This is a genomic window from Donghicola mangrovi (genome assembly GCF_013377535.1).
Taxonomy (GTDB): Bacteria; Pseudomonadota; Alphaproteobacteria; order Rhodobacterales; family Rhodobacteraceae; genus Donghicola; species Donghicola mangrovi.
This window is the reverse complement of sequence record NZ_JABCJE010000004.1, coordinates 22,472-40,534: the sequence shown is the minus strand read 5'-3', so window position 1 is coordinate 40,534 and position 18,063 is coordinate 22,472. Positions and strand designations below refer to the sequence as shown.

Below are 18,063 nucleotides of genomic sequence, written 5' to 3'. Positions count from 1 at the left end.
TTTTGCAAAGAAGACTGAAGAGGCGCTTGCTCGGGGAGAGTTAGCGCCTATTCTGTGCGCAGCGAATGAGGTGCTGCAGTGCAGAATTTTGATGAGAACGTCACCCTGATTACTCCTTCGGCGCCGGTGGCAGTGGCCACCCATGGCGGTCGGGCGAAGTGTTTGCAGCGGCTGGTCCGGATGGATCTGCCGGTGCCCGACACGGTGGCGTTGTCGTTCAAGGCTGTCAAAGACATCGCGGGCGGGCGTTTGCCCGATCTGGACCGAATTCTGGAGCCGTTCGGGGAAGGCGCGCTGATGTGTGTGCGTCCGTCGTCCGAGGACCCCGATTGGGGCGGGCCGGGCGCGGTTCTGAACATCGGGATGAACGACGCCACCTATGTGGAGCTGTCCGACAAGATCGGGCACGAGGCTGCGGCCGAGCTGTATTTGCGGTTTGTAAAGAACTTTGCGGTGCACGTGGCGCGTCTGGACCCCGATGTGTTCGACGAGATCACCGAAGAGGGGTCTGTGGGCCTTGGGGCGGCGCTGGCGGCCTATGAGGACGAGACGGACGAGCCGTTCCCTCAGGACGTGGGGCAGCAGTTGACCGAGGTTCTGCGGTCCATGGCCCGTGCGTGGGAGGGAACCAGCGCGCGGCTCTTGCGGCAGGCCAAAGGCGCGCCTGCGGATGCGGGGCTGGGGCTGGTCGTGCAGCGGATGGCTTTGGGTCTGGGGGCAGGTGAATGCGGGTCCGGTGTGATCCAGTTCATCGATTCGTCCACCGGCGAGCCCAAGGTCAAAGGGCGCTATCTGAGCCAGAGTCAGGGGCGCGAGGCGCTCTTGCAGGCCGAGGCGATCTATCTTGAGAAAGACACCCGCGGGCCATCGCTGCAGGAGCAGGCGCCTGAAGCCTTTGAAATGCTAAAGGATTATGGCGCGCGGATGCGGGTCCGCCTGCGCGAGGAAATGCAGATCGAGTTCACCATCGAGAATGGCGAAGTGCACATTCTGGACGGGGTTCGGGTGGGGCGCAGCAACCGTGCGGCCCTGCGGATCGCTGTGGATCTGGCCGAGAGCGGCGTGATTAGCCGCGAAGAGGCCGTGCTGCGGATTGCGCCCGGTGCCTTGTCCGAATTGCTCCACCGTCAGGTGGACCCGACCGCGCCCCGCGACCGGATTGCGCGCGGTGTGGCCGCCAGCCCCGGTGCGGCGACCGGCAAGATCGTGTTCAGCGCGGCAGACGCTCAGGCCAGTGCCGCGCGGGGGGAGCCTTGCGTTCTGGTGCGGCGCGAGACTCAGCCCGAGGATATTCGCGGGATGCACGCGGCCGTGGCCGTGGTGACCGAGCGGGGCGGGATGACCAGCCACGCGGCGGTAATCGGGCGCGGCCTTGGTCTGCCTTGTGTGGTGGGCGTGGACGGGCTGCGGTTCAGTATGCGCAAGAAGCAGCTTCAGACCCGCGATGACCGCATTTTCCGCGAGGGGGACGTGATCACCGTCGACGGGACGACCGGTGATGTTCTGGCAGGTGAACCGGCGATGCTGGAGCCCGCGCTGGATGATGGTCTTCAGACCCTGATGGATTGGGCGGACGAGTTCCGCGACATCCAGATCCGTGCCAACGCTGATACGCCCGCCGACGCGCAGGTGGCGCGCAACTTCAAGGCGCAGGGAATCGGCCTTGCTCGGACCGAGCACATGTTCTTTGAGGCCGATCGCCTGACCGCCATGCGCGAGATGATCTTTGCCAATGCCGAAGAGGACCGCCGCGCCGCGCTGGAGCGTATTCTGCCCATGCAGCGGGCTGACTTTATCGATCTGTTCCGGATCATGGCCGGTCTGCCGGTGTGCATCCGTCTGTTCGATCCGCCGCTGCACGAATTCCTGCCCTCGGACCGGAACGGCCTGTTGAACCTGGCCGAGGCCTTGGACCTGCCGCTGTCCGACGTGACCCGCCGCGCCGAGGAGCTGGAGGAGTACAACCCCATGCTCGGTCTGCGGGGCGTGCGTCTGGGTGTGACGGTCCCTGAAATCTATGAAATGCAGGCTCGCGCCATTTTCGAGGCCACCGTGGCTACCGTCCGCTCGGGCGCGATTGTGGTGCCAGAGATCATGATCCCGCTGGTTTCCGCCAAGCGCGAGGTCGAGCTGGTCAAAACCCGTGTGGATGCCGTGGCAGCCGCTGTGCGGAACGAGACGGGCAGGGACTTTACCTACCGCCTTGGCGTGATGGTCGAGACCCCCCGCGCCTGTCTGCGGGCAGGGGACATTGCCAGCCACGCGGCCTTCTTCAGCTTCGGGACGAACGACCTGACGCAGATGACCTATGGTCTGTCCCGCGACGATGCGGGCCGATTTATGTCAAATTATGTAACAGAAGGCGTCTTTCCCGAGGATCCTTTCCATAGGCTGGACACTGAAGGTGTGGGCGAGTTGCTCGACTTGGCGGCAACCCGCGCACGAGAGGCGCGCCCAAATATTGTGCTTTCCATCTGCGGCGAACACGGCGGCAACCCCGAATCAATTGCCTTCTGTCGAAAGGCAGGATTCAACTATGTATCGTGTTCACCGTTCCGTGTGCCGGGTGCGAGGCTGGCCGCCGCGCAGTTCGCTTTGCGTGACCGTGGGATCGGCTAAGCGTTTGTAAAAAAACTGTAAAACACTGCCCTGCGAAAGATTTTACATACGCACCAAAAGGTTACATGCTTTTAAGACTCTTCTGTGAGTATTGAAATAGTGGTCCGTTGTCGTTTACGAACACCGCCGGACCGCTAGACGGTTCCAGCAGCGAGGATACGGCATGCGATTAGGCATCTTAAAAGTAGCAGCTATCGTTCTGGCGGCAGTTATGCCGGCGGTTGCGTTTTCTGATACTTTGAACGAACGCCTGACCGATCTGCTTGGTCAAGAAAAGGAAGCTCTGGCTGCAGTTTCTTCGAGCCATCTGGGCAGCCTGACCCGATTGCCTGTGGAGGCGCAAAACGCCTCCCCGCCGAAGACCGAGGTGACATACTCGGCGCAGTGGCTGGCGACACAGCCCAAGGCCAACGGGAACTCCGAATTCGAATGCCTCGCAGAGGCGCTGTACTTCGAAGCGCGTGGCGAGACGGTCAAAGGCCAGTTTGCTGTGGCCGAGGTTATCCTGAACCGCGTGGACAGCAAGAAATTCCCGAACACGGTGTGCGGCGTCGTGAACCAGGGAACCGGCAAGCGCTATGCCTGCCAATTCACCTACACCTGTGACGGCTACGCCGAGGTGATCGCCGAACCCAAAGCCTACGAGCGCGTTGCCAAGGTTGCCCGCCTGATGCTGGACGGTGCGGACCGCAAACTGACCAACGGCGCTACCTTCTATCACACGAACGCTGTGCGCCCCCGCTGGGCCAACAAGTTCCACAAGACCGCGACCATCGGCGTACACCAGTTCTACAGCCCGACCTCGCGTCTGACACAGCGCTAATCCCCTATCTGTCGCCGCTGGCCCCCGATGTGCCGCCTCAAGGTTGGCTTTTCCGGCTCCAGCGCTTAGGGTCGCCGAAAATTCCGGTAAGAGTGTAGCGACATGACCAACGAAGTACGGCTGGCCTTTTCCCACCCCGACGAACGCGCCCAAGCCACCCCGATGCCCGGCATCGCGGGGCCTTTGGATCGGATCAGCCTGCGCGACCACATTGTCGAGGTCGAGATCGGCGCCTTTCAGGCCGAGCGGGGCACCACCCAGCGCGTGTGCTTCAACGTCGTGGTCGAGGTCGAGCCCATCACCGGTGTTGTCGATGACGATGTGGACCGCATCCTGTCCTATGACCGCGTGACCGAGGCGATCGCGGACTCTTTGGCCGAAGAGCGTCTGAACCTTCTGGAAACTCTGGCCGACCGCGTCGCGAGCCGCATTCTGGCCGAACCTCAGGCCGTGCGCGCCTTTGTCCGGATCGAGAAGCTGGATCGTGGCCCCGGTGCGCTGGGGGTCGAGATTGTACGCAACCGTCAGGACTATGGCCACGGGCTGACTGTGGCGCACAATGCCGCCCGTGATCCGCGTGTGATCTACCTGACCAACGAAGCCATCTCCTCTGACCACCTGAGCGCGTGGCTGGACCAGCTGGCCAAGGGCGACCGTCCCGCAATCCTGTGCGTCGGTCTGCCCGATGTGGCGGGCCCTGTGGCCGCTGTTCCGCTGGCGCAGCGCCGCATTGACCTCTTGTCGATCGAGCAGAACGCTTGGGGGCTGGCAGGCCGTGACCGCCGCTGTGTGGTCGTCGGCACCCGCACCGAGCTGGACTGGGGCATGAAGCATGGCCAGATCAGCGTCTGGGCTCCGTCCAAGATCGTTCTGGACGCGGTGGACGGCCCCCATGTGGCCGTGCGCGACACCCTTGGCCTGACCCGCTGGTTCGCCGCCGAGATGGACGCGGCCGAGATCATCGTCGTCAGCAGCGATGAAATCGCGGGGCAGGGCGGCAAGGTCGAGGAACGCCAACATCGGGTGGAGGAATCTCTGCTCTTGTCAAACGTCGGCTGATCCAGCATCCACGCACCATGCGTGATTATTTTCGCCCACTTTTGCAATCCGGTCCGGCCCGTCCCGAAGGCGCTCTGACGCTTGGCGGGGGCTGGACGTGGTTCACCCATGTCGAGGTCCTGCGCCGCGGGGCCGCGCCAGAGGTCATTCCTGCCAGCTCCATGCCGCAGGACGCCATGCAAACGCTGGTCACCCCGCGCCCCGCGATGGCCCGTCTGGACATGACGCGCCCGACGATCATGGGCATCCTGAACACCACGCCCGACAGCTTTTCCGATGGCGGGCAGTTTTCCGACGCGGACCGCGCGCTGACCCATGCGCGCCAGATGATCGCAGACGGCGCCGATATGCTGGACGTGGGGGGCGAATCCACCCGCCCGGGCGCCGCTGACGTGGACTTGGCCGAGGAAACCCGCCGCACGGCCCCCGTCATTCAGGCGATCCGCGCCGAGAGCGCCATTCCCATCTCGATCGACACCCGCAAATCCGTGGTGGCCAAGGCCGCGCTCGAGGCAGGTGCCGATCTGGTGAACGACGTCGCCGCCATGATCTATGATCCGGCCATTGGCGATGTGACTGCCGCAGCGCAGGCCCCCATCTGCCTGATGCATGCCCGAGGCGACCCGCAAACCATGCAGGACGCACCGCGCTATGACGATGTGGTGCTGGACGTCTATGACTTCCTGCAGGAACGGGTTCAGGCCGCGATGGCCGCAGGCATCCCGCTGGACCGCATCATGGTGGACCCCGGTATCGGCTTTGGCAAAACGCTGGAGCATAATCTGGCGCTGCTGCAGCGCCTTTCGATCCTGCATTCCTTGGGCTGCCCGATTTTGCTGGGGGTGTCCCGCAAACGCTTTATCGGGACGCTGGCGAATGAACCGCAGGCGCAGGCCCGCATGCCCGGCTCGGTCGCTGTGGCATTGGCGGGCGTGGCCCAAGGTGCACAAATCCTTCGTGTTCACGATGTTAAAGAAACACGGCAGGCCCTCACATTATTCCGGGCCGTGACTGGAGAATAAACTATGGTCAGACAGCTTTTTGGAACCGATGGCGTTCGCGGCAAGGCGAACATCTATCCCATGACCGCAGATATGGCGCTGCGTATTGGTGCAGCGGCTGGCCGGTACTTCCGCCGCGACGCAGGCACCGCCCACCGCGTGGTGATCGGCAAGGACACCCGCCTCTCGGGCTATATGTTCGAAAACGCGCTGACCGCGGGCTTTACCTCGACTGGGATGAACGTGCTGCTGCTGGGTCCGGTTCCGACCCCCGCCGTGGGTCTGTTGACCACCTCCATGCGGGCGGATGTGGGCGTTATGATCTCGGCCAGCCACAACCCGCACCACGACAACGGCATCAAGTTCTTTGGACCTGACGGGTTCAAGCTGTCGGACGAGGCCGAGGCAGAAATCGAAGCCATGGTGATGGGCGACATCCAGCCCGCCAAGGCTGAGAACATCGGCCGCGCCACTCGCATCGACGACGGCCGCTTCCGCTATATCGAGCGCCTCAAATCCACCTTCCCCCATGGCAAGCGCCTTGATGGCCTGAAGGTCGTGATCGACTGCGCGAATGGTGCTGCCTATCGCGCCGCGCCCGAAGCCCTGTGGGAACTCGGCGCCGACGTGATCAAGATCGGCACGAACCCCGATGGTAAGAACATCAACCTGAACTGCGGCTCGACCCACCCCGAAACCGCCGCCAAAGCGGTGCTGGAACACGGTGCCGATATTGGCATCTGTCTGGACGGTGACGCTGACCGCATCATGATCATCGACGAAAAGGGTCAGATCGCTGACGGTGACCAGCTCATGGCGCTGATCGCCGCCCGCTGGGCCGAAGAGCAGCGCCTCAAGGGCAACGCCCTTGTCGCGACCGTCATGTCGAACCTTGGGCTCGAACGGTTCCTCGCCGCCCGCGGCGTGGACCTGAAGCGCACCAAAGTCGGCGACCGCTACGTGGTCGAGGAAATGCGCAAAAACGGCTTCAACCTTGGCGGCGAACAGTCGGGCCACATCGTGATGACCGACTACGCCACCACCGGCGACGGCCTGTTGGCGGGGCTCCAGTTCCTCGCGGAAATGGTCCTGACCGGCAAAAAGGCCAGCGAGCTTGCCACCAGCTTCGAAGCGGTGCCGCAACTCCTGAAAAACGTCCGCTACAGCGCAGGCCAGACCCCGCTGGAAACGCTGGCTGTTCAACAGGCGATCGCCGCCGCCGAATCGGACCTCAAGGGCCAAGGCCGCCTTCTGATCCGCAAATCGGGCACCGAGCCGTTGATCCGTGTCATGGCCGAATGCGAAGACCCGATCCTCTTGGAAAAAGTCGTCGATTCCATCGTGGCCGAGGTCGAAACCGCCAGCCGCGCCTAAGACTTCTTTTTGCCAAAAAATACTCAAACGGCGCGCCGGTCCCCAACGCGTGCCGTTTATGCTTGGCCAAACAGCCGCTTCAAATGGCTCCACTGGCTCAGGGCCATGCCGGTCAGGATCAGCCCCAAGGCAACAAGCAGCCCTGCAGGCAGCGCCTCTCCCAGCACGACAGCGCCAAAGATCATCGACCAGAACGGCACCTGATAGTTGGTCAGGGACATGAAGGTCGAGCCAGCGCTCCGGATCACCAGAATGCGCAGCAGGTTTGCACCGGCCGTCTGCACCAGACCCAAGCCGCACAGAACCGCGATGGTCTGATGGTCGGGTAGGGGCGGCGGCCCCTCGACAGCCCACGCCATCGGCAGGCCCACTCCGGCCGCGATGATCATCACCACCGCCGACATCGCATAGGGATCAATAGGCGGGCAGTTGCGCGTAGTGACCGAACTGATCGCATAGCACCCGGCGGCGGACAGACAGGCCAGACGTCCCCAACCCTCCATCGCCGAGCCGCTGCTTTGCATCAGCCCGTCCCCCAGCAGCACGAGTACCCCGCAGAACCCGATCACAAGGCCCAGCAGCTTCATCGGGGTCACGCGCTCGCCCACGGAAAAGAAATGCGCCAACGGCATGACCAGCAGCGGCACGCCCGCCATGGACACGCCCGCGGTGGCAGAGGTCACATGGGTCTGACCCCAGCTTAGCAGGAAAAACGGCACGACCGAACTGAACAGCCCCACCACCACCAGATAGGGCCAGCGGTTCCGCCCGTCATCGGCTGCATTGATCCGCCCGCCAAGGGCCCACCACACGCCGGTCAGCAAAAGCGCCGCAAAGAACAGCCGCGCCTCGGCCAGCCAGAACGGGGTGATCCCGCGCAGCGCGACTTCGATCCCCAGAAAACTGGCCCCCCAGACGCAACCAAGGGTCAGCACCATGATCCAGCTTTTCAGGGTGACTTCGGGCATTTCGCGACCTGCAAATGAAAAAGGCTCCGACCACGCGGATCGGAGCCTTTAGATGAGGTGGTGGCCGCCTTGTCAACGGCCACCGGCCAGCGGAAAAACCGCCGTTGCCGAATTAGTTCTTCGACTTGTCGACCATCTTGCCGGCCGAGATCCAGGGCATCATTTCGCGCAGTTTCGCACCGGTCGCTTCGATCAGGTGCTCGTCGTTTGCACGGCGCGATGCTTTCAGGGTGGGCTGGCCAACAGCGTTTTCCAGCATGAAGTCGCGAACGAACTTGCCCTGCTGAATGTCGGTCAGAACAGCTTTCATCGCCGCTTTGGTCTGCTCGTAGGGCAGGATGCGCGGGCCGGTGACATACTGGCCGTACTCTGCGGTGTTCGAGATCGAGTAGTCCATGTTCGCGATGCCGCCTTCGTAGATCAGGTCGACGATCAGCTTCACTTCGTGCAGACACTCAAAGTACGCCATTTCGGGCGCGTAGCCAGCTTCGACCAGGGTCTCGAAGCCGCAACGGATCAGCTCAACCAGACCGCCGCACAGAACAGCCTGCTCGCCGAACAGGTCGGTTTCGCACTCTTCGCGGAAGTTGGTTTCGATGATGCCCGAGCGGCCGCCACCGATGGCCGAGCAGTACGACAGACCGATTTCCAGCGCTTTGCCGGTTGCGTCCTGGTGTACAGCAACGAGGCAGGGCACGCCGCCGCCTTTGGTGTATTCGCCGCGCACGGTGTGGCCGGGGCCCTTGGGTGCCATCATGATGACGTCAACGCCTTCGGGCGCTTCGATCAGGCCGAAGTGCACGTTCAGACCGTGAGCGAATGCGATCGCTGCGCCGGGCTTCAGGTTGTCTTTCACGTATTTCTTGTAGGTCTCTGCCTGAAGTTCGTCGGGCATGGTGAACATGATGACATCGCACCATGCTGCCGCTTCGGCGATACCCATGACCTGCAGGCCTTCGGCTTCACATTTCTTGGCCGAGGGCGAGCCTTCGCGCAGAGCGATAGCAACGTTCTTGGCGCCCGAGTCGCGCAGGTTCAGCGCGTGTGCGTGGCCCTGGCTGCCGTAGCCCAGAATCGCCACTTTCTTTTCTTTGATCAGGTTAACGTCGCAATCGCGGTCGTAGTAAACGCGCATCGGAATTCTCCTCGCTAAGGTGTTCGTTGGCGACCTTATCGCATGAAAGATTTGTGAATGCGCTTTTAATTTCGCGCTAATTTTGCGATATGGTGAAAAAACTATTCGTCATATTTCGGGATAAGCGAGTAATTCATGCTTGATGACACGGACAGACGCATTTTGCGCCTTTTTCAGGCAGACCCGTCCATTTCGACGGCGGACCTTGCAGAAAGAGCGGGGGTCAGCACCGGTGCCTGCTGGCGCAGGCTTGAAAAAATGCGCAGCACAGGGGTCATCAAGGGCGTCGAGGCCGTGATCGACTGGCGCGCCTTGGGCTATGAGGTCGAGGTGTCCTTGCGCATCGTTCTGGACAAAACCGTGCCGCTTGCCTTTGACGAATTCAGCGCCGCTGCCCGGCACGTCCCCGAGGTGCTGGAAATCCAGAGTTTCCTTGGCCGCGTGGACCTGCGCCTGTCGTTGATCGCGCGGGACATGCCCCATTACCAGCAGCTCTACCGCGACCGTATCCTGACCCTGCCGCATATCGTGGACATCGAAGCCCTGATGCACGTCGCCCGCATCCAGAGCAAAGGGACCCTGCCCATATGATCGACCTTGATGAGCTGGACTTCAAAATCCTGCACGCCCTGTCCCAGGACGCGACCCTCAGCGCAGGGGCCTTGGGGCGCCGGTTCGGCCTGTCCCAACCGGCGGCATGGCGCCGCATCAAGCGCCTCTGGACCGAAGGGGCGTTCTCTCACCGCCGCCTCGTGCTGGACCACGAGGCGCTGGGCTTTGGCGTGACCGTCTTTCTCGGCGTCAAGTTGGCCACCAAAGGCCGCGTCAGCCTAGAGGATTTCGAGCGCGCCGTAACCGCCATCCCCGAAGTCCAAACTGTCGAGCATATTTTGGGCGTCTACGACTACCGTTTGCGCATTGTTGCCCGTGATATCAGTGACTTCGAGCGTGTTCTTCGTAGGCGGATCATGGCCTTGCCCGGGGTCGGTGATGTCGAAGCCAACGTCCTGCTGAGCGAGGAACGACTGCCGGGGCCGCTTGGGGGATAGACCTGAATTTTGAGTATTTGGGCAAAGAAGAAGGCGCAGGTTGGTCTTCATCTTGGCCCAAATACCCATTGTCCTGTGGGCCGCCACACGCCTTGCATTCCGGCAAGGGCCGAACTGCATGCCAAAGTATTCCTCGCCACAGGGCGTGGGGCTGGTTACTCCTTTGGGCAATGGAAGTAGAAGGAGAGAGCCGTGGCTTTGCTTGATAACGTTGATCCGACCGGTCTGGACGAATTCTCGGTGGTGTTCACCGACCGGTCCCTGAACCATATGTCAGCGACCTTTCAGGCGGTTATGCGGGACATTTCGTCCTTGCTCAAAGAGGCTTACAAGGCCGATGGCGTGGCGATCGTGCCCGGTGGCGGCACCTACGGGATGGAGGCTGTGGCCCGACAGTTCGCCAAGGGCGCCAAGGTTCTGGTGGTGCGCAACGGATGGTTCTCGTTCCGTTGGAGCCAGATCATTGATGCGGGCGCTTTGGCCGCCGAGACCACGGTGATGAAGGCCCGCCAGCAGGGGAACGAGCCCACCGCGCCCTTTGCCCCCGCGCCGATCGACGAGGTGGTCGCTAAAATCCGTGAGGAAAAGCCTGATGTGGTGTTTGCGCCCCATGTGGAAACTTCGGCAGGGGTGATCCTGCCGGACAGCTATATCACCGCTCTGGCGGAGGCCGCCCATGAGGTTGGTGCCCTGATGGTGCTGGACTGCATCGCCAGTGGCTGCATCTGGGTGGATATGAAGGCCACCGGTGTAGATGTGCTGATCTCGGCCCCGCAAAAGGGGTGGTCCTCGACCCCGTCTGCCGGTCTGGTCATGCTGGGAGAGCGGGCGATCAAGCGGCTTGAGGCGACCCAGTCCGACAGCTTTGCCGTGGACCTGAAGAAGTGGTTCCAGATCATGCAGGCCTACGAAAACGGTGGCCATGCCTATCACGCGACGATGCCGACGGATTCGCTGCGGGCGTTCCGGGATACCATGGCCGAAACCCGAGCCTATGGCTTCGAGCGTCTGCGCGAGGCGCAGTGGGCGCTGGGGAATGGTGTGCGCGAGTTGCTGGCCAAGCGGGGGATCAAATCCGTCGCGGCAGAGGGCTTTGGCGCGCCGGGTGTGGTGGTCAGCTATACGGACAACCCCGAGGTCCAGTCGGGCCGGGCATTTGCCGCCAATGGTACCCAGATTGCGGCAGGTGTGCCGCTGCAGTGTGACGAGCCGCAGGGGTTCTCGACCTTCCGTCTGGGGCTGTTCGGTCTGGACAAGCTGTATGATGTGCCCGCGACGATTGCGCGTCTGACACGGGCACTGGACGCGGCGCTGTAAAGGCGCCGCGCTGGGGGCTTAGCGCATGCCGAGCCCCAATTGCATCAGCGTCTTACGCACGGGCGCCAGAGAATAGAGCGCGTTCAGTCCCGCCGCGCGCAGGTCGCGCAGGGGCTGGGCCGACAACTGCGATGTGCGGTTTAGCAGATCGATGCCGGTGACGCGGGCCAGCACCTCTGGGTGGCGGCGGCGGTGATAGCGTTGCAGCATCTCGGGTGCGCCGATGTTGGCGGGGTCGGCCTTGGCCAAATCCAGCAGGCAGCGCTGATCGGCCAGCGACATGTTCAGACCTTGGGCGCCGATGGGGGGCACGACGTGGGCGGCCTCGGCCACCAGCGCGGTGCGAGCGCCGTACATGGTATCGACCCACTGGCTGATGATCGGCCACACGGTCCGGCGCGAGGCCAGCGTCAGCGGGCCAAGAATCTGACAGGACCGTTCGTTCATCGCCGCTTCGAACTCGGCTTCGGGCAGGGCCATCAGGCGCATCGCCTCGGGGCCATCTTCCATCCAAACAACCGCAGAGCTGGGACGACCCTGATAGTCGGGCAGGGGCACCAAGGTGAACGGCCCGCCGGTGCGGTGAATCTCGGTCGAGACATTCTCGTGCGGCAGGGGGTGTGTGACCGCAAAGGCCAGCGCCTTTTGCCCGTAGGTGCGGGTTTTAACGGGGATATTCAGGGCCTTGCGCACGGGCGAGTTGCGGCCATCGGCAGCGACCAGCAGGCGGCACTGGGCCACGGTGCCATCGCTCAGGCGCACGCGGGCGTGGTCGGTGCGGGCCAGAACGCCAGCGGTGCCGACGCCTGGGCGGAAGGTCACGGTTTCCATCCCCTGCAAATGCGCGACCAGTTCGCGGCGCAAGAGCCAGTTGGGCAGGTTCCACCCGAAGGGCTGATCGGAAATCTCGGAGGCGACGAAATCCTTGGTCACGCGGGGCTCGGCCACTTCGCCGCCCGCGTCGATGATCCGCATGATGTCCAAGGGCATCGCTTCGGCATCCAGACGCGCCCACAGACCGGCTTCCTCTAGCAGCAGGCGGCCGGGTTGCAGGATCGCCGTGGTCCGCAGGTCGGACCCTTCGGCATCGCGTTCAGTGACGGGGGGCTGAGGGTCCACGCATAGAACGGTGAAGCCCGCTGATCCGAAGGCCGCCGCGGCGCTCAGGCCGGCAACGCCGCCTCCGGATACGATGATGTCATAGCTTTGGAATGTCGTCATGGGATCTCTCCTTGGCCCATGACATAGGGCGTTTCCGCCCGAAGGTCCAAGCGACAGTTTATCCGCGCGTGATGAAGAGCAGGATCACGAACATCACGGGCACAAAGCAGACCGCGGGCAGGTACAGCGCGGGCACGCCCCAGGTCATCACAGCCGCCGCCCACAGGCTGAGGATCGCGACCAGCAGGTACCAGATGTTGTCCTTGTCCCCGTGCAGCAGGTCCTTGGCGATCCAGCCGATCACCGGAACCGACAGAATCAAGCGCATGACAGAGCCGGGCTGCGAGGGGGTGCTGGTGATATCAGTCATAAGGAGGGGTCCTTCGGTTAATGGTTCGGCCCCTAGTTAGGTTTTCCAAAAGAGATGCGCGATGGGCATCTTTGACGCAGTGCGGCTATTTGATCTGCGACAAAAAGTCTGTCAGATCAACGGTGTGGTGGTGGATGTGGTCGGCGGTATGGGCCTCGGGGGCCACATGGATGGTGCGCATCCCGATGGCATGGGGAACGGCCAGATTGCGCTGGTCATCCTCGAACATGGCAGCGGTTTCGGGGCGCAGGTTGTCCCGTTTGAACACCGCGTCAAAGGCCGCAGCTTCGGGTTTCGGACGGTAATTGGCGTGCTCGATCCCGTAGACAGCGTCGAACAGGCCTGACAGCCCGCGCGCCTGTAGCACTTGTTCGGCATAGGGGGCAGAGCCGTTGGTATAAACGATCTTGCGGCCGGGCAGGTCGCGGATGTGACCGGCCAGCGCGGCGTCCGGTTCCAGCACCGTAAAGTCGATGTCGTGCACATGCTCCAGAAAGGGGTCCGGCTCGATATTATGTTCGGCCATTAGGCCGGCCAGCGTGGTCCCGTGCAGCGCCCAATAGGTGCTGCGCAGGCGGTCGGCTTCGGCCTTGGATACGCCAAGCGTCCCCATGACCCAATCGACCATCCGCTTCTCGATCTGGTCGAACAGGCGAAAGCGGGGCGGGTACAGGGTGTTGTCCAGATCGAACACCCACGTATCGATATGACTGAAATTCTGACGTGGCATGGTTTTGTCCTAGCCCAACTGGGGCACTTTGCCCATAAGCACTAGAACACAACGGGTTGATCCCCGATAGAGTGCCAGCTTAACGTGGCGCAAAGACCTGTAAGGGAGGCTGCACGTGCCTGAGGACAAGACCCAGAACAAGGACGCCTATACGCTGATTCTGGATGCCATCGACACGGGCATTTACCGGCCCGGCGATCGTCTGGTGGAAAGCGAACTGGCCGAACGGTTCGGCGTGTCCCGCACCCCCATCCGCGAGGCGTTGCAGCGTCTTGAGACCCAGTCCCTGCTGACCCGCGACGGGCGTTCGATGATCGTGGCCTCACTGGATCACAACCAGTTGGCCGAACTATATGTGGTTCGGTCGGAGCTGGAGGCCTTGGCCGCCCGTCTGGCCGCCCGTCACGCCACCGAAGAGGAAATCAACGTCCTGCGCGATATGGTCGAGGCTGACCGCGCCCTGATCGGTAATCCTGCGGCCTTGTCCCGTGCGAACCGCCGGTTCCACCGTCAGGTGCATCTGGCCTCGCACAACCGCTATCTGTTCCAGCAGCTTGATCTGGTCTACCGGACCATGGCCCTGATGGCGACCACGTCGCTGGCCGCCGAGGGGCGTTCGGAAACCGCGATCAAAGAGCATGACCAGATCGTGGACGCGATTGCCGCAGGGGATGGGGACGCGGCCTATGCGGCGCTAAAGTCCCATATTTCCAAGGCGTTTGTCACCCGTCTGAAGGCTGACGCGGCAGCGGCCGAGAAGAAAGCCTAATCCTCGGACCCGGATATGCCATGAGCGGTCTTGTCCCAGTAGAACGGGCGCAAGGCCAGCTCGTAGGCCGCCTTGAACGCGGCAGGCGTCGCGAGCGGGAAATAGAGCGGCATAAAGATCGCCCAAGGCACCAGATGCCGCAAATGCTGCCCCGTCAGCGCGACAAAACTGGTCAGCAGGTTCACAACCTCGCAGGTTAGGAACAGGACGATCAGGGCAATGGTCCCTTCGTGCCCCAAAATGCCGATCACCGGATGGTTCACCCCAAAGGGCAAGAGCCAGAAGCTCCAGATCAGGGGGGCCAGTAGGAACTGGCTGATCGAGGCGACGAAGAACACCTGAAATCCGATGAACTGCCAGAGGCCCAATTCGCGCACCAGCCGGAACGGGTTCCGCATGTGGACCAGATAGGTGACCATGTAGCCCTTGATCCAGCGGGAACGCTGCTTGATCCACGGCCACGTGCGGCAGTTGGCCTCTTCCATCGTGGTGGTGGGGATCAGTTCGGTGCGCCAACCGCGGCGGGCCAGACGGATACCCAGATCGGCATCCTCGGTCACGTTGTGGGCGTCCCACGCGCCCAATTCCTCTAGCGCGTGGCGGCGGACGAACAGGGTTGTACCCCCCAAGGGGACCGCCAATCGTAGGGCCGACAGGCCGGGCAGGATCAGACGGAACCAAGCGGCGTATTCTGTTGTAAAACAACGGGATAGCCAGTTGTCGCGGGGGTTGTAGTAATCAAGCCGTCCTTGCAGGCAGACCACTTCGGGCGGGGCAGCGGCAAAGGCGGCGGCGACCTTGCGCAGCTGGTCGGCTTCGGGGGCGTCCTCGGCGTCGTAGACCCCGACGATGCTGCCCCGACAGAAATCCAGCGCATAGTTCAAGGCGCGGGGTTTGGTTTTCGGGTGGCCATCGGGGACGACGATAATCCGGAACCCCTCGGGCAGGGGCTGGGCGCGGTCCAACGCCTCTCGGGTTTTGGTGTCGTTTTCTTCGGTCACAAACAGAATGTCGCGCTTGTCTGCGGGGTAATCGAGGCGCGTCATCCGCCGGACCAGACGTTCGGCGATCTGCGCCTCGCGGTGAAGGGGGACCATGATCGACAGGATCGGCAGCTCGTCCTCGGCCAAGGGCGTGGGCTGGACGGTTTTCCGGCGTGAAATCAATGAGGCGGTGACGCAGGACAGCTTCAGCAAGGTCACGCAGAGCAAGGTGAAAATGCACCAAGCGGTCAGGGCAACGGCAGCCTTGGACGGGGCTGCGACCGAGAACATGATCCCCGACAGCGTCAGCAATGGCATTTGCAGACGGTCGCGGGAAATGCGCTGTCCAAACCCGCGGGAACTGAGCCACAGGGGCACGCGGGTTTCGGCGCGCCGTGCCAGAGCGGCGCCAAAGTGCTGGTGATGCAGGGCTTCGATCGCGGTGGGGACGGCCAGAATGGCGCGCCAACCACGCTTGCCCGTCAGGGCAACGGCGAGACGGGTGATCATTTCGGGGTCGGACAGGGCGATCAGCCCGCCCTGAACCGGAACCGCGCCGAAACGCACCCAGTCCTGCGGCAAAAGCCAGTCCGTCCGATCGGGATCTATGGTTAACGGGGCGTCGCTGGTCAGGGCAGGGCCGGTGGGCCCGTTTAACCCGCCCGCAGGCGGTGCCGTATCGACTGTCGCCTTGTGCCCGTTGCCGAACATGAAAATGCTCTCCTCACCAAGTGAGAAGAGCATCCTCTGATTTTCTTAATTTCGCGTTAATGGGGCCTTAATTTTCAGGCCTTACGCGCGTCCATGGCTTCGGCGAAACGCTCGAACAGGTAGAAGCTGTCCTGCGGGCCGGGGCTGGCTTCGGGGTGGTGCTGAACGCTGAAAACAGGGCGACCGACCATCTCGATACCGCAGTTCGAGCCGTCGAACAGCGACACGTGGCTTTCGACCACGCCCTCGGGCAGGGTCTGGGTGTCAACGGTGAAGCCGTGGTTCATCGAAGTGATCTCGACCTTGCCGGTCTTGACCTCTTTGACGGGGTGGTTCGCGCCGTGGTGGCCGTGGTTCATCTTGATGGTCTTGGCACCAAGGGCCAGAGCCAGCATCTGGTGGCCTAGGCAGATACCAAAGACGGGCAGGTCAGCCTCGAGCACCTTTTTAATCGCGGGCACGGCGTATTCGCCGGTTGCTGCCGGATCGCCGGGGCCGTTCGACAGGAAGACGCCATCGGGGTTGTGAGCCAGGATTTCTTCGCCGGTTGCGGTGGCGGGCAGGACGGTCACGTCACAGCCAGCGGAGGCAAGGCAGCGCAGGATGTTGCGCTTGGCGCCGAAATCGACCGCGACAACCTTGTGCTTGGGGGCCTCTTGCTTGGCGTAGCCTTCGGGCCATGCCCAACGCATCTCGTCCCAGCGGTAGGACTGCGCGCAGGTCACGTCTTTGGCCAGATCAAGGCCAACGAGGCCTTTGAACGCACGAGCTTTGGCGACCAGAGCTTCAATGTCGAAGTTGCCTTCGGGATCGTGGGCCAGAGCAACGTGGGGCGCGCCTTGCTGGCGGATCGCGCGGGTCAGGCGACGGGTGTCGATGCCACCGATCGCGATGCGACCACGCTTGGACAGCCACTCGGTCAGGGTTTCAACGGAACGCCAGTTGCTGGGTTCGGTCGGGTCCCATTTTACAACCATACCCGCGGCAACCGGATCACCGGTTTCGTCGTCCTCGGGGGTGGCGCCGGTGTTCCCGATATGGGGGAAGGTAAAGGTCACGATCTGGCCCGCATAGGAGGGGTCAGTCATGATTTCCTGATAACCGGTCATGGCAGTGTTGAAGCACAGTTCTGCTTCGGTCACTCCGGTCGCGCCGAAGCCTTTGCCATAGAAAATGGTCCCGTCTGCAAGGGCCAGACAGGCGGTCGGGCGGGCAGGGGCATGTGCGCTGCTGGGCATCGGCTCTCTCCTTGGGGACAAATCGGGCGAGACATAGGCCCGCAGGAAGGTAGGGTCAAGCACAATGGCGTCAATTTGGGCGCTATGCACAGCGCTAACAGACAGTGTAGACATTTCGCGGTGCGGCAAGTATAGGCATGCACTTGTGCAGAACCCTGGGATGGGATGTATCTAATGGAATTGCGAAATCGGATTGGCTCCGCCCTCAAGGAAGCCATGAAGGCAAAAGATGCAGCGCGCCTGTCGACGCTGCGACTGATCAATGCCGCAATCAAGGACCGTGAAATCGCACTGCGTGTCGATGGCGAGGAAACCGAGCTGTCCGAAGGCGAAGTACAGGCGATTCTGGCCAAGATGGTGAAACAGCGTCAGGAAAGCGCCAAGACCTACGAAGAAGGCGGGCGTCTGGATCTGGCTCAGGCCGAAGAGGCCGAAATCGCGATCATCGAAGAATTTCTGCCCCGTCAGCTGGACGAGGAAGAAACCAGTGCTGCCATCGACGCTGCCATTGTCGAGAGCGCGGCCACCTCGATCCGCGACATGGGCAAGGTCATGGGCCTGCTCAAAGAGAAATACATGGGTCAGATGGACTTCGGTCTGGCTGGTCCCGCTGTGAAGGCCCGTCTGTCGGCCTGATCCGGTTTGAGGGATTTGCGCGGCAAATCCCTCAGCGCCTCCGGCGAGAGGGTATTTTTCCCAAGATGAAGTTAGAGCGCCCGTGAACCCCCCGAGGGATTCGCGGATTTTTGCGTTTTG

17 protein-coding genes are annotated in these 18,063 nt (G+C 62.5%); 10 read left to right on the top strand and 7 right to left on the bottom strand.

Going from position 1 to position 18,063, the window contains the following annotated elements:
• Nucleotides 1-78 precede the first annotated feature (78 nt).
• The 5 genes from HJ536_RS10725 (at nucleotide 79) to glmM (ending at nucleotide 6,876) form a co-directional block, all read left to right on the top strand.
• The gene (locus HJ536_RS10725) at nucleotides 79-2,619 is read left to right on the top strand and encodes a putative PEP-binding protein (RefSeq protein ID WP_177157702.1); all 2,541 of its coding nucleotides are present in this window, start codon (nucleotides 79-81) and stop codon (nucleotides 2,617-2,619) included.
• 163 nt (nucleotides 2,620-2,782) lie between these two features.
• Complete coding sequence (locus HJ536_RS10720) at nucleotides 2,783-3,442, top strand: cell wall hydrolase (RefSeq protein WP_176853773.1); 660 nt, start codon at nucleotides 2,783-2,785, stop codon at nucleotides 3,440-3,442.
• Nucleotides 3,443-3,544: 102 nt separating this feature from the next.
• Nucleotides 3,545-4,501 (top strand): dihydroneopterin aldolase, encoded by a 957-nt coding sequence (locus HJ536_RS10715; protein WP_176853772.1) that lies wholly within the window; start codon nucleotides 3,545-3,547, stop codon nucleotides 4,499-4,501.
• Nucleotides 4,502-4,518: 17 nt separating this feature from the next.
• Nucleotides 4,519-5,523: a dihydropteroate synthase gene (gene folP, locus HJ536_RS10710; protein ID WP_177157701.1), complete on the top strand. Its 1,005-nt coding sequence runs from the start codon at nucleotides 4,519-4,521 to the stop codon at nucleotides 5,521-5,523.
• Nucleotides 5,524-5,526: 3 nt separating this feature from the next.
• Entirely contained in the window at nucleotides 5,527-6,876 is a 1,350-nt protein-coding gene (gene glmM / locus HJ536_RS10705; RefSeq protein WP_177157700.1) for a phosphoglucosamine mutase, read from the top strand.
• Between the two features lie 56 nt (nucleotides 6,877-6,932).
• Here glmM and HJ536_RS10700 read toward each other — a convergent pair whose 3' ends face one another.
• Complete coding sequence (locus HJ536_RS10700; protein ID WP_177157699.1) at nucleotides 6,933-7,844, bottom strand: DMT family transporter; 912 nt, start codon at nucleotides 7,842-7,844, stop codon at nucleotides 6,933-6,935.
• Between the two features lie 112 nt (nucleotides 7,845-7,956).
• Nucleotides 7,957-8,979: a ketol-acid reductoisomerase gene (ilvC, locus tag HJ536_RS10695; RefSeq protein ID WP_177157698.1), complete on the bottom strand. Its 1,023-nt coding sequence runs from the start codon at nucleotides 8,977-8,979 to the stop codon at nucleotides 7,957-7,959.
• 135 nt (nucleotides 8,980-9,114) lie between these two features.
• Between ilvC and HJ536_RS10690 the strand changes: the two genes are divergently transcribed.
• The 3 genes from HJ536_RS10690 to HJ536_RS10680 all read left to right on the top strand — a co-directional run bounded on the left by HJ536_RS10690 (nucleotide 9,115) and on the right by HJ536_RS10680 (nucleotide 11,345).
• The gene (locus tag HJ536_RS10690) at nucleotides 9,115-9,570 is read left to right on the top strand and encodes an Lrp/AsnC family transcriptional regulator (RefSeq protein WP_176853767.1); all 456 of its coding nucleotides are present in this window, start codon (nucleotides 9,115-9,117) and stop codon (nucleotides 9,568-9,570) included.
• On the top strand, nucleotides 9,567-10,028 hold the full coding sequence (locus HJ536_RS10685; protein WP_176853766.1) for an Lrp/AsnC family transcriptional regulator: 462 nt from the start codon (nucleotides 9,567-9,569) through the stop codon (nucleotides 10,026-10,028). Before HJ536_RS10690 ends, HJ536_RS10685 begins: the two co-directional genes overlap by 4 nt.
• Nucleotides 10,029-10,220: 192 nt before the next feature.
• A complete protein-coding gene (locus HJ536_RS10680) occupies nucleotides 10,221-11,345 on the top strand; it encodes an aminotransferase class V-fold PLP-dependent enzyme (RefSeq protein ID WP_177157697.1) in 1,125 nt (374 codons plus the stop codon).
• A gap of 18 nt (nucleotides 11,346-11,363) precedes the next feature.
• Here HJ536_RS10680 and HJ536_RS10675 read toward each other — a convergent pair whose 3' ends face one another.
• The 3 genes from HJ536_RS10675 to HJ536_RS10665 form a co-directional block, all read right to left on the bottom strand.
• The gene (locus tag HJ536_RS10675) at nucleotides 11,364-12,566 is read right to left on the bottom strand and encodes a UbiH/UbiF family hydroxylase (RefSeq protein WP_177157696.1); all 1,203 of its coding nucleotides are present in this window, start codon (nucleotides 12,564-12,566) and stop codon (nucleotides 11,364-11,366) included.
• A 58-nt stretch (nucleotides 12,567-12,624) separates the two neighbouring features.
• The gene (locus HJ536_RS10670; protein ID WP_228028409.1) at nucleotides 12,625-12,876 is read right to left on the bottom strand and encodes a hypothetical protein; all 252 of its coding nucleotides are present in this window, start codon (nucleotides 12,874-12,876) and stop codon (nucleotides 12,625-12,627) included.
• Nucleotides 12,877-12,961: 85 nt separating this feature from the next.
• A complete protein-coding gene (locus HJ536_RS10665; protein ID WP_177157695.1) occupies nucleotides 12,962-13,606 on the bottom strand; it encodes a pyrimidine 5'-nucleotidase in 645 nt (214 codons plus the stop codon).
• 115 nt (nucleotides 13,607-13,721) lie between these two features.
• On the opposite strand from HJ536_RS10665, the gene HJ536_RS10660 reads away from it, so the two are divergent.
• Nucleotides 13,722-14,375, top strand: coding sequence for an FCD domain-containing protein (locus HJ536_RS10660; protein WP_176853762.1), 654 nt, complete (start codon nucleotides 13,722-13,724; stop codon nucleotides 14,373-14,375).
• Here HJ536_RS10660 and HJ536_RS10655 read toward each other — a convergent pair.
• Both HJ536_RS10655 and carA read right to left on the bottom strand, forming a co-directional pair.
• The gene (locus HJ536_RS10655; RefSeq protein WP_228028698.1) at nucleotides 14,372-16,069 is read right to left on the bottom strand and encodes a glycosyltransferase; all 1,698 of its coding nucleotides are present in this window, start codon (nucleotides 16,067-16,069) and stop codon (nucleotides 14,372-14,374) included. The two genes, HJ536_RS10660 and HJ536_RS10655, sit on opposite strands and share 4 nt — an antisense overlap.
• 74 nt (nucleotides 16,070-16,143) lie before the next feature.
• Nucleotides 16,144-17,307 carry a glutamine-hydrolyzing carbamoyl-phosphate synthase small subunit gene (gene carA / locus HJ536_RS10650; protein ID WP_176853760.1) on the bottom strand — a complete coding sequence of 388 codons (1,164 nt, stop codon included), beginning with the start codon at nucleotides 17,305-17,307 and terminating at the stop codon, nucleotides 16,144-16,146.
• A gap of 174 nt (nucleotides 17,308-17,481) precedes the next feature.
• Between carA and HJ536_RS10645 the strand changes: the two genes are divergently transcribed.
• Entirely contained in the window at nucleotides 17,482-17,943 is a 462-nt protein-coding gene (locus tag HJ536_RS10645) for a GatB/YqeY domain-containing protein (RefSeq protein ID WP_176853759.1), read from the top strand.
• The last annotated feature ends 120 nt before the right edge of the window (nucleotides 17,944-18,063 follow it).